This window comes from Sphingobacterium athyrii (assembly GCF_003071065.1).
Classification (GTDB): Bacteria; Bacteroidota; Bacteroidia; order Sphingobacteriales; family Sphingobacteriaceae; genus Sphingobacterium; species Sphingobacterium athyrii.
Genome location: NZ_QCXX01000007.1, coordinates 318,973 through 330,590 on the forward strand (window position 1 = coordinate 318,973; position 11,618 = coordinate 330,590).

General features: G+C 40.6%; 7 protein-coding genes. 6 read left to right on the forward strand and 1 reads right to left on the reverse strand.

Features of this window, described 5'->3' with window-relative positions; translation table 11 throughout:
• Nucleotides 1-32 precede the first annotated feature (32 nt).
• The gene (locus DCO56_RS22855) at nt 33-1,133 is read right to left on the reverse strand and encodes a Fic family protein (protein ID WP_108636037.1); all 1,101 of its coding nucleotides are present in this window, start codon (nt 1,131-1,133) and stop codon (nt 33-35) included.
• A 313-nt stretch (nt 1,134-1,446) separates the two neighbouring features.
• Between DCO56_RS22855 and DCO56_RS22860 the strand changes: the two genes are divergently transcribed.
• The 6 genes from DCO56_RS22860 (at nt 1,447) to DCO56_RS22885 (ending at nt 11,569) form a co-directional block, all read left to right on the forward strand.
• Nucleotides 1,447-2,910, forward strand: a complete 1,464-nt coding sequence (locus DCO56_RS22860) for a hypothetical protein (RefSeq protein WP_146191119.1) — start codon at nt 1,447-1,449, stop codon at nt 2,908-2,910.
• 200 nt (nt 2,911-3,110) lie between these two features.
• Nucleotides 3,111-3,638 (forward strand): RNA polymerase sigma factor, encoded by a 528-nt coding sequence (locus DCO56_RS22865; RefSeq protein ID WP_146191120.1) that lies wholly within the window; start codon nt 3,111-3,113, stop codon nt 3,636-3,638.
• Between the two features lie 98 nt (nt 3,639-3,736).
• On the forward strand, nt 3,737-4,684 hold the full coding sequence (locus DCO56_RS22870) for a FecR family protein (RefSeq protein ID WP_108636040.1): 948 nt from the start codon (nt 3,737-3,739) through the stop codon (nt 4,682-4,684).
• A gap of 69 nt (nt 4,685-4,753) precedes the next feature.
• Nucleotides 4,754-8,101, forward strand: a complete 3,348-nt coding sequence (locus tag DCO56_RS22875; protein ID WP_245935902.1) for a SusC/RagA family TonB-linked outer membrane protein — start codon at nt 4,754-4,756, stop codon at nt 8,099-8,101.
• A gap of 100 nt (nt 8,102-8,201) precedes the next feature.
• The gene (locus DCO56_RS22880; protein WP_108636116.1) at nt 8,202-9,722 is read left to right on the forward strand and encodes a RagB/SusD family nutrient uptake outer membrane protein; all 1,521 of its coding nucleotides are present in this window, start codon (nt 8,202-8,204) and stop codon (nt 9,720-9,722) included.
• Nucleotides 9,716-11,569: an alkaline phosphatase gene (locus DCO56_RS22885; protein WP_108636041.1), complete on the forward strand. Its 1,854-nt coding sequence runs from the start codon at nt 9,716-9,718 to the stop codon at nt 11,567-11,569. Before DCO56_RS22880 ends, DCO56_RS22885 begins: the two co-directional genes overlap by 7 nt.
• The last annotated feature ends 49 nt before the right edge of the window (nt 11,570-11,618 follow it).

An 11,618-nucleotide genomic window follows, 5' to 3' on the forward strand; every position in this document is an offset into this window, starting at 1 on the left:
TCGCTTGAATCTATTCTTTTAAAATCGGTCGTCTAACGGAGTATAAGTTCATAACGTACGGATCTTCCAAGCCCAATTTGTTCAACTATACCTTGCTCTTGCAGGTATTGCAGATCTCTTGTTGCAGTAGCTTTTGAGGTCTTCGTAATGGACATATACTTTTTTGCTGTCATACCACCGACAAATCCTTCAATCCCCTGTTCTAGCATACGATTAATAACCTTCATTTGCCGCTCATTCAATAAATCCCTGTTTCGATCAAAAAACTTTGCTTTTATTACTGTAAACTCAATCAGTTCTTTTGCTTCTTTTTGAGATTCTAAAATAACTTCGGTAAAATAGCCTATCCAACCTGTGATATCCAAGCTAGCCTGAGCAATTTTTAGATTTTCATAATAAGCCTGCTTATTTTTTTCGATAGTCTTTGATATCGACAACAAGACAGGAGCCTGTAATGTATTGGATAAAGTGTATTCTGCCAGCGCTCTTCCGATCCGTCCATTCCCATCTTCAAAAGGATGAATAGATTCAAAATACAAATGGACAATAGCTGTCTTGATCAGGGCGCCAATAATATACTCCGACTCTTTAATTTCATAGGATTTAAACCAGTGAACCAGTTGCTCCATCTCTTTTGGAACAACAACAGATGGAGGAGCTTCATAATGGACAACTTCTTTACCATACGAGCCGGAAATTATCTGCATAGGTTCATCACCTGTACGCCATACTCCCGCATTAATTTTCGGAAATCCTGCCATAAGTATGGCATGCCACTCCTGGATCAAATCGACGCTTAATTCTTTTACCGCACTCTCCCGTACGGTTGTCATCAATTTCGCAACACCAGTAACTCTTTGGTCATGAACGACTACGTCATCTTTAATACCGAGATTTCTTTTGATGGAGGACATCACGTCCTCTCTACTCATATATTCGCCCTCGATCTCTGAAGTTTTAATTGCCTCAGCGATCAGAATTTCCACAAATGCTTCCTGTTTTAGTTCCGCATTTAATCCTGTTAACAAACCATTTAGCTCTCCCATTTCTTTAGCAAATGCAACAGCTATAGGTAGAATCTCTTCGATACTATAGCTGAAATGGGGCCATTCTTTATATTGCCAGTTATACATTTGAGCCGATTTTAAACTCTAATCGGCTCAAATATAAGTAAATTTTGAGCCGATTAACCAATTTAATCGGCTCATCGAAAAAAATAATGCAGGGACAAACGGACTTAATCTGGCTGTCCAGCAACCAATCAGGTCGCTTTATAATCACTGAATTCGGCTATTTTTCCAAAAGCTTTTTTCGTCTACTTTAGCCTCAGGATCACATCATTTTGCATGAATCCTATCATAAAGCGTTGCATTGGCACAATGAGCATATACGAAACTTTTCGTTGCTCTATTAAACAGCGAACACTTTCTATTAAAAAGAAAAAAGATGATCAAATCAATATTAGTAGGTTTAATAACCATTCTTTGTATGACGGCCTGTGCACAAGAGTCCACCATACATCCATCCTTGGAATCTATCCATTGGATTCCGATGCAGACCAAGGACAAACAATTCGTCTATGTGGACAGCTCGCTCCAGCAGCAGCTGACACAAAAATTCTACGGAGCCGAACCCTTTACCCCTACTGGTTACGCTATCGTCTCCAATGAGAAGAACCAGCAGGCTTTAATTAATTCAAAGGGAGATTTTATAGAACATTATTCTGATACCGATCTTGGGCTACAACCACTAGATCAGGTAACGCTACTCATGAAACGTCGGGAGCGTGAGAAAAAACTGCCTTTCTGGAACTGGAACTGGAATATCATGGGTGGTGGCGTAAAGAAAACAGCGACCTATGTTAAGGTAGAAATCCGTGTGCTTGAAACCGATCAGATCCTGTTGGACAAAGATGTTCCCTACGACGAAAACGAATACAGTTCGGCTGCATACAATCTGGATGATAAACATTTCGTCCTAAATGGGAATCTTTATGAACTAAAAAACCAGCATTTGAAAAAGCTTAGTACAAAAATTGATATGCTTTTGGAAAATGGCCGATATATTCCCCCTGCTGAAAATCGTTTTGAGATCTACGATATTCAACATAAGCGGCCTATTTATTCCAATCTGGTCGGTGTCGATAAAATAGACTTGCTTTGGAACGGCCAGCCCTTACAGTTGGATTCCATCAATCAGGATCGCTACAAACCAACAGTGCCCAAATTGTTAAAAGACAACAACACAGGTGCCATCTATGTTTTCCCGCAATATGAGAAAGCTTTGCCAAAACAGATCAAACAGGCTACTGCAGCACAGCTGGCTTTCCTGAAAGAAGTTTCTCTCGTGTATTCTGTCAATAATTCACCTTACTTTATTTTGGGGAGATTTAATTATGACCACGAGGTATGGGCTTATGACTGGCTGTATCTTGACAAGGATGGCAATTTATTGGATAAAATCAACGTTAAGGATTTCTTTATTTTGGATCAGGTAGGTTATCTGGTCTGGCCGGATAAACATATGTTGTTTACAAAGAACACCCTTGAAAAAGATTGGAAAACGGGAAAAATAAAATACGTCTATCAAACCGAAGCATTATACCTCATCAACGTCAAAAAAGGTGAGCAGGATCCCACCATGGGCCTCTGGAATGCTAAGGCCAAAACATGGGATCTACTGCCAAATTTTCAGCATATTGATATCTTGGATGGCAAACAACAAATCTTTTCCTTACAGATACAAAAAGATGGCCCTTTTACGTTGTACAATAATAAAACGAAACAGCAGATTGGAACAAAAAGTTATCACACGATCAATCCGAGTGGTTTGGTACGGGTAAAAGGCGCGGAAAATAGAGAGAATTACTATTACATAGATATCTATACCGGAAAAGAGTACAAGAAGTAGCTTCTTTCCTTCGTCGCCTTTTAAAAGCTTTTTATCAATAAAGCCCCGTTGTGATATGATACACAAACGGGGTTCGAAATACGAAATAATTTAAAAATAAATTTACAGGATTAATCCATAGCAGACAAAATATACTCTTTAAGATTTATTAACTTTAAAGGAACATACGGTTACTAGTTTTGTCCAATCAAATTGATCCTGTGAGCGAAATATTAATAGCATTATTAAAGAAAGGTGACCATTTTGCAATGGAACAGATTTTTAATCTGTATTGGGAAACCATTTTTGATGCGGCTTTAAAAAAAACTGGTGAAGAGAATGTAGCTCAGGATATCACGCAGGAAATTTTTATCTCTCTTTGGGAAAATCGTGAACGGATCGCCCTCTCAGGTGATCTCTCAGCCTATCTACACGGGGCTGTAAAATTCAAGGTAATCAATTATTTCAGAAATAATACGGTTAAAAATGGGCATCAAGCGGAATTCGCGACACTAATGAACCAACAATATGCAGACGCAGCCGACGATAAAATCATCCTACAAGATGCCCAACAGAAAGTTGAAGAAGCTCTAATGCAACTTCCTGAACGTATGCGGCAAGTAGTTCTGATGAGCCGCAAGCAAGAAAAATCAATCAAAGAGATAGCAACTGAGTTGAATATCTCCGTGCAAACTGTAAAAAACCAAATTACCTCGGCGATGAAACTGCTCAAAAAAAGCCTTTCTTAGCATCTTCCTAATCCATTGATCTGTAGTTAACAAAAAATTAATATAACGCTAATATTTTCCTCTAGTACCATTTGCCATTTGAAGTGACATGTATTCAAATGATGGAAGAAAAAGCAAAACAACTACTGCAAAAATATCTAAATGGCGAGGCGAATGCAGCCGAGATCAAACAGGTTGAAGATTGGTATGCTCAACTGGATAATACAAAGAATAAGGTTTCGGAAGAGCGCAAAACTGTGCTCCGCGAAAAATTGTTAGGTAATATTCAGTCTGCCATTTCAGAAAAACAAATCAAAAAGCATTTCTTCTCGCGCTATCCGATTCTGAAAATAGCAGCAGCGGTTTTAATCATAGTGTCCGCAAGCTTTCTTGTTGGACGACTGAACGAACAAACTGTTTCTGCCGTTTCGCAAATCGTGACAACAACGCAGGCTGGGCAACGTAAAAAAATTACACTAACGGATGGCTCAGAAATCATCCTAGAACCTTCGTCCAAAATCTGTTATCCTAGTAAATTCAATGGCAACATACGCGAAATTGAGCTTGCCGAAGGTGAAGCGTTTTTTACGATCGCACATGATGAAAAGCATCCTTTCCATGTACAGTTAGCTTCCGACCTAGCAGTAAAAGTGCTTGGGACATCATTTCGAATTAAAGCATACCAAGCTTCCCAAAACGTAGAGGTACTCGTTGCAACAGGTAAAGTTGCCGTACAACGGGGAGATAAAGTCCTGGGTTTGCTGACCAAAAACCAAAGTTTGCGCTACAGCACACAGACCAAACAAGCATCCCGCAGTTTAACAAAAGATACCACGCCAGTGGCAATCGAATTTAATGGGACATCGTTACGGGGGGTGATACAACAATTGGAATATGTCTACAACATCGAAATCGTATTGAAAGACAAAGCACTTTCCACTTTAAAAACTACAGCTACCTTCAATAGTACACAAAAACCAGAGGAGATTTTGGATATTCTCTGTAGCCTACACCATATTAAATATAGTACGACCGAAAACCATAAGATATTTAAAATCCATAAATAATGTATAAAAAATAACCGCAAAAAAATCTTAGTCACCATGCGTAATTCATTACCTAATTATTACAAAAAAATGAAAACACCTCCACTCAAAAGAGAACTCTCTTTTTATCGGATCCTGAAGTATCCGTGCTTAACATTTTCAATTACGTCCATATTCTGCAGTTCTCTGATGGCATCTCCAGGAATGGCTCAAAGATTGGATAAAAGTAGAATAAACATTAAAATAAGCAAGGGACAGCAACTTAAAGAGATCCTGCATAAAATGGAGTACCTTTCGGGGCTAAGTTTTGTTTACAATCCCGATCTTCTGCAAGAACGCAATACTGCTGTCAGTGGAAATTTTAAAACGGAGTCTGTACGATCCCTATTAAACAAACTTGGTATCAGCGCATTAGAAAAAGACGGCCACGTCATACTTACTACGCAAGCCAACAGCAAAGCACAAAGCATCGTTACTGGTATTGTCAGAGATACCTTAGGTGCCGCTATTGCTGGTGTATCTGTAAAAGTAGTCGGAACCCAAGTTGGTACAACGACTGACGCCAAAGGTTCTTTCCGTATCGAAGCAGGGTCACAGGCGGTACTTTCGTTTTCCATGATTGGTTTCCGCTCAAAAGAGGTGGTTGTGGGCGACAATGAAGTTATTAATGTAACCTTAAGTGAGGAACGTTCGACATTATCTGAAGTTGTCGTTGTTGGTTACGGAACACAGAAAAAAGAGACTTTAACTGGTGCTGTAAGTGTGGTATCACTTGATAAATTATCCTCACGGTCAGTAAACAGTGTTGGCGAAGTGCTCGCAGGAAAATCTCCCGGAGTGATTGTGACCAACGAAGGTGGTGATCCAACTTCACCGCCACGTATAAATATTAGGGGCGCCGGGGGTATCAATGGCGAAAATGTATTGTATGTTATTGATGGCTCAATTTTCTTAGGTACCCCACAATTAAATCCCAACGACATCGAGTCTATTTCAGTGTTAAAGGATGCCTCTGCTGCAATCTATGGTGCAAGGGCTTCAGGTGGTGTAGTTCTGATCACAACAAAAAAAGGTAAGAAAGGGCAAATGCAAATCAGTGTTGACGCCAAAATCGGCCAACAAAGTGCATGGCGCAAACTAAAACCTCTAAATGCCCAACAACGTGCCGAAGTGGCAGCGACTGCGGCAAAAAATGGAGGCACGACCATCTTGCCTGCCTTCGACCCGACCAAGTATCCCGATGGACTTGTAACAAAAACCAACTGGATGGATGAGGTCTTTAGAAATGCAACTTTACAGGACTACAACGCAGCTATCAATGGTGGAAATGAAAAATCCAATTTTTATCTGAGTTTCAATTACCGCAATGCGGAAGGTATTGTACTCAACACCAAAACACAACGTTATAATTTCAGGATAAACTCAGAACATCAAATTACCCCTTGGCTGAAAGTAGGTGAAAATATGTCCTATAGCAGCACCAATGGAAACGGTGCAAATACGAGTAGCGACTACACTGGAGCGCTTCTCTCCGCAATTTATTACCCAACCAATGGGACGCCTTATAATCCCGATGGCAGTTTTGCAGGCCTACCTGGACCTTTTCCGGGTGATTATGGCGATATCATTAACCCAGTGGCTGAATTAAAGCGTATCGACATCAACAATCCCGTCAATGTACTCGTCATCAATCCTTATGCAAATATTCAACTTGCAGAAGGATTAACATTCCGATCGAATTTAAGTATTACCAAATCCAATTCCAGATACAAAAGCTTTACGCCAAAACGTCCTGAAATTGGCAAACCTGTGATGAGTAATAGCCTTGTAGAAAGAGCGAATGACATCAATGACATCCTTGCGGAGCAAGTCCTGAGTTACAAAAACAAATTTGGTGTTCATCAGCTGGATTTGACAGGTGGTTATACATTTCAAAAAACCAAAAGCACTTCTTTGTATGCGTCAGGCACAGGATTCGATGACGAATCCAAACAATACAGGTACCTAAATAACGCCAATACAATACAACCGTCGGAAAGCGGATACGGAGCAACAGCTCTTTCGTCGCTTTTCTTACGGGCGAATTATAACTACGATGAAAAATACCTAATATCCTTAATTGGCCGAAGGGATGGTTCATCTATCATTCCCATGAAAGAAAATAGAACGCGATACTATTATTCTACATCTGCCGGATGGGCCCTGCATAAAGAAGATTTTTTGAAATCTGTCGAATGGCTGAATGAACTTAAGATACGGGGTAGCTATGGTAAATTGGGTGGTCTCGCCAATCTAAATCCACTGGATGTAAACCCTCTTCTTATTCGCGCAGATGCCTATTTTGGCGAAAACCCCAAGCTACAAAATGGCTATGCACAGAACGTTTTACCAAATCTGGATATGCGATGGGCCGAAAGTAAACAAACCAACATAGGCTTGGATCTCGGCATTTTGAATGGATTGAGTTTAGTAGCGGATTATTTTATTAAGGAGACAAATAATATGATCCTGACCAAACCACTTCCGGGAACAGCGGGTTTGAGCACACAAACCATTAACGGTGGATTGGTAAAAGATAAAGGCATTGAACTTGGACTAACCTATAGCAGCGCGAAAAATAAGGACTTTTCGTACTCCATCAATGCTACCTTAACTAAATTAACCAACAATGTTGAAGAATTGGCGCCCGGCCTAAACAATATTGCTGTAGGCACCAATTTTAGAAATGAATTGGCGCCGCTGACAATTACCGTGGGCCAACCACTTTACAGCTATTATGTATTAAAAACAGATGGAATCTTTCAAAGTCAGGCAGAAGCTGATAACTACAAAAATGCCAATGGACAAAAAATTCAGCCCAATGCAAAAGCCGGGGATTTCAAATTTGTGGATATCGATGGCAATGGCTCCATTGGTCCTGAAGATCGCTATTATGCAGGTAGCGCCTATCCAGATTTCTCTTATGGTCTGAGTTTTAATGCAAATTACAAAAATTTCGATTTCAATATTTTTGCTCAGGGTGTACAAGGCAACAAGCTGTTCAATGCTGTCAAGAGAACAACCTATAGCGCCAGTGGCCCCTCTTACAATAAATTAGAAGGCATTCTTGATGCTTGGTCGCCAGAAAACCCGAATGGAAAAGTTCCGATTATTTCGAGTTCGGACGCTAATGGTAACTTCAATGCTTCAGATTTCTATATCGAAAATGGTTCCTTTCTTCGCATCCGTAACGTTACGTTGGGCTACACTCTTCCAAAATCTTTAGCGGATAAATTTAAGCTCGGGAACGTGAGAGTCTATGCCACCACAAACAACTTGTTCACATTCACAAAATATACAGGGTTTGACCCGGAGATCGGTATGGATAACAACGGACTTGACGTGGGTCGTTACCCACAAGCCAGAAGCTTCATCTTCGGTCTAAATGTCAATTTTTAATCTTAAAATAATGCCAACAGGAGCGAAAGGGGGTATAGTTCATTCTATAGCAATTTGGTTAAGCTCCTTATCAATCATTAAAAAAGAAAATAAGCAAACGATGAAAACGAATATAAAATACGTCGCATTAGCAGCTACAGCGCTCTTTGCATCGTGTACGAAACAATTGGATATTTCACCTGAAGGTGCACCCTCTTCACAGAATTTTTGGAAAACAGAGCAAGATGCCATCAAGGCAGAGGCCGGTATGTACGAAAAATACAACGAAGAAGATTACTATGGCCGAGGAATGTTCTGGTTTATCAATGCAAGTGACGATATGGTCACAGGACGCAATAAACCTGAAGCAGACAACATTAAAAATTTTAATCGAAGCTACATTGGGGGTGGTTATACAGAAACGCAATGGAGCATGCGTTATGCAATTATAAAGCGAGCAAACGATATTATTACCAATGTTCCGCGAATCACAATGGATGAAAATCGGAAAAAGCAAATTATCGGTGATGCTTATTTCAATGCAGGCTTAGTTTATTTCCAACTGGCAGCAAACTATGGAAACGACAAGGCTGGTGTACCAATTGTCACACCAGAAACAGATGCTACTGTACCAGTTCCACGGGCCAATAATGTTAATGAAAATTACGACTACATCATCTCTTTATTTTTAAAAGCAGCTGAAAATCTACCTTATTTTTCAGACATGAACTCGTCTGATTATGGCAAAGGACACAAAACTGCTGCTTGGTCTTATCTGTCAAAAGTCTATTTATACAAAAAGGACTATACAAATGCCGTAAAATATGCGGATATGGTAATTAATTCAGGCAAACATGATTTGGTACCAGCCTTTGTCGATGTGTTTAAAGCAGCTAACAACTGGTCCAAAGAATACATCTGGTCAGTGGTTTGTACACCAAATGGTGGTGGTACGGGTTGGGGAAGTAAACTTCCGGGGGTTATGTTGACCAATAAAGCTTGGGGAATTTACAATGGATGGGGATACTATCTACCGACCAAAGAATTATACGATTCATTCGAAACGGGTGACTTACGTCGTGAAGCAACGATCTTAAAACCCGGCGACAAATTCCAGTTCTTCGGAGCCGAGCGTACCTTTACAAAAGATGGCGGTGCGACATCCAACTATCAATTCAAGAAGTACATGGAACCCTTTTCATACAAAGATCCTATTCCGACACATGTCAACCCAAATGGAGATAATGGGACAACAGATTTAAATGTTCCATTGATGCGTTATGCAGAAGTACTTCTGATTAAAGCCGAAGCAGCCATAAATTTAAATGGATCCGGTGCCGGTGATACCGAATTGAATAAAATCAGAAAAAGGGCCGGTTTATTACCAAAAAGTGGAATGACATTGGTAGATTTAAAGCGCGAACGCAGAAATGAGCTTGCAGGTGAATGGGCAGACCGTCACCGCGATCTCGTCAGATGGGGGGACGCGCAAGCCACTTATGCCAAACCCTTACATGATTTCGATGGCACGATTATCTGGCCAGCCAGAACCTTCAATCCACAGGTACATGATGTGTGGGCGGTACCGCAACGTGAGATTGACAACAGCATAGGTGTAATCAAACAAAATGCAGGATGGTAAAAGGCAGTAAGTTAATTTGGTATTTATTTGTCAGTCTAAGTATTCAGTCAGTTTCTGCTCAGCAGAAACTGACTGCTAATGCGGGACATAGCCATAACGATTACAAACAGCAAATCCCATTGTCGGAGGCCTACTACGCCGGCATGGGATCTATCGAAGCTGATGTCTTCTATCGCAATGGAGAACTCTACGTCGCACACGAGAGTGGTGAAATCAAACCTGGGAAAACCTTAAAGAGACTTTATATAGAGCCCTTGATTGCCTTTTTCAAAGCAAATGGTAACCGCCCTTACGCCGATCCTAATCAAACATTGCAATTGGTGATCGATATTAAGGAAAATTACGAACTGGTGCTTTCTACACTGTTGGAAAATCTGAAAGGGTATGAAGCTGTATTTGATCAGCAGAAAAATCCATCGGCAATTAAAATCGTGGTCAGTGGTAATATTCCACCGGTCGAAAAATTCAATCGTTATCCACAATTTATCTACTTTGACGGCAGACCCGAGGAAGATTATACGCCAGAGCAGCTAAAGCACATCGGAATGATTAGTCAGAATATTGCTCACTATTCGGTGTGGAACGGAAAGGGAACACCTACTCCGCCTGATCTCGAAAAAATGAAAACTGTCATTGACAAGGCACATAAAATGGGGAAACCTTTTCGTTTTTGGGCTACAAAAGATAGCCCAAACAGCTGGAAAGAATTGGCGCACATGGGCGTAGATTGGATCAATACGGATCATCCAACGGCATTAAAAAATTTTTACCTAAATAATGCCAAAGTCGAATACAGTAATCCACAAGCATATACTCCTTACATACCAACCTACAAAAGTGATGGTGCCACAACCAACATAAAAAATGTTATTTTGCTGATTGGAGATGGAATGGGATTAGCACAAATCCAAGCTGGGCTAAGCGCCAATTTCGGTCAATCCAATATCATTAACATGCGGCATATTGGTTTTTCCCGCACCGAAGCATCAAACTCTGATTTTACAGACTCCGCAGCCGGCGGAACGGCTTTAGCAACTGGGCATAAAACCAACAACCGCTATATTGCTGTGGATGAGCATGGTAAATTAATTGCCTCAATTCCCGATACCTTGGCCACCTATGGAATCAAAAGTGGCATCATTAGCTCTGGAGACATTACCGATGCGACACCAGCAGCATTTTATGCACATCAAATCGACAGGACAATGTCTCAAGAAATTGCTGCAGACTTCCTAAACAGCCATGTCGATATCTTAGTAGGCTCCCGCCGGGAAAGTTTTCTAAATAATAAGAACGGAAAACTGATCCAGCAATTGAATGAAAAAGGCTACCAGCTAAAGACCACATTGAGTGAATTCGAAAAAGCCACTTCGGGCAAACAACTGGTACTCTTGGCAGACTCGGCAACCAGGAAAGTACTTGACGGACGAGGAGACATGTTAAAAACCTCACTTCAAAAAACCATACAGCTGCTATCTAAAGATAAGCAGGGTTTCTTTATTATGGCTGAGGGTGCACAAATCGATTACGGCGGCCATGCAAATGACCTATCTTATGTTGTCACAGAACAACATGATTTTGACAGACTTGTGGGCGAAGCATTAAAGTTTGCGGACCAAGATGGTGAAACCCTAGTCATCGTGACCGCAGACCACGAAACTGGCGGTTTATCCTTATTAGACGCCAATTATAGAAAGGGTACAGTCAGAGGAAATTTTAGCAGTGACGATCATACCAACATTATGGTTCCAGTCTTTGCTTATGGTCCCGGTGCCCAGAATTTTATAGGTGTATACAACAACACGGAAATATTCAAAAAGATTCTGATGGCTTATAAGCTGAACTAAAAAATATCAATTTACTGATCGAAAAATCCGATCACAATACCCGAAATAT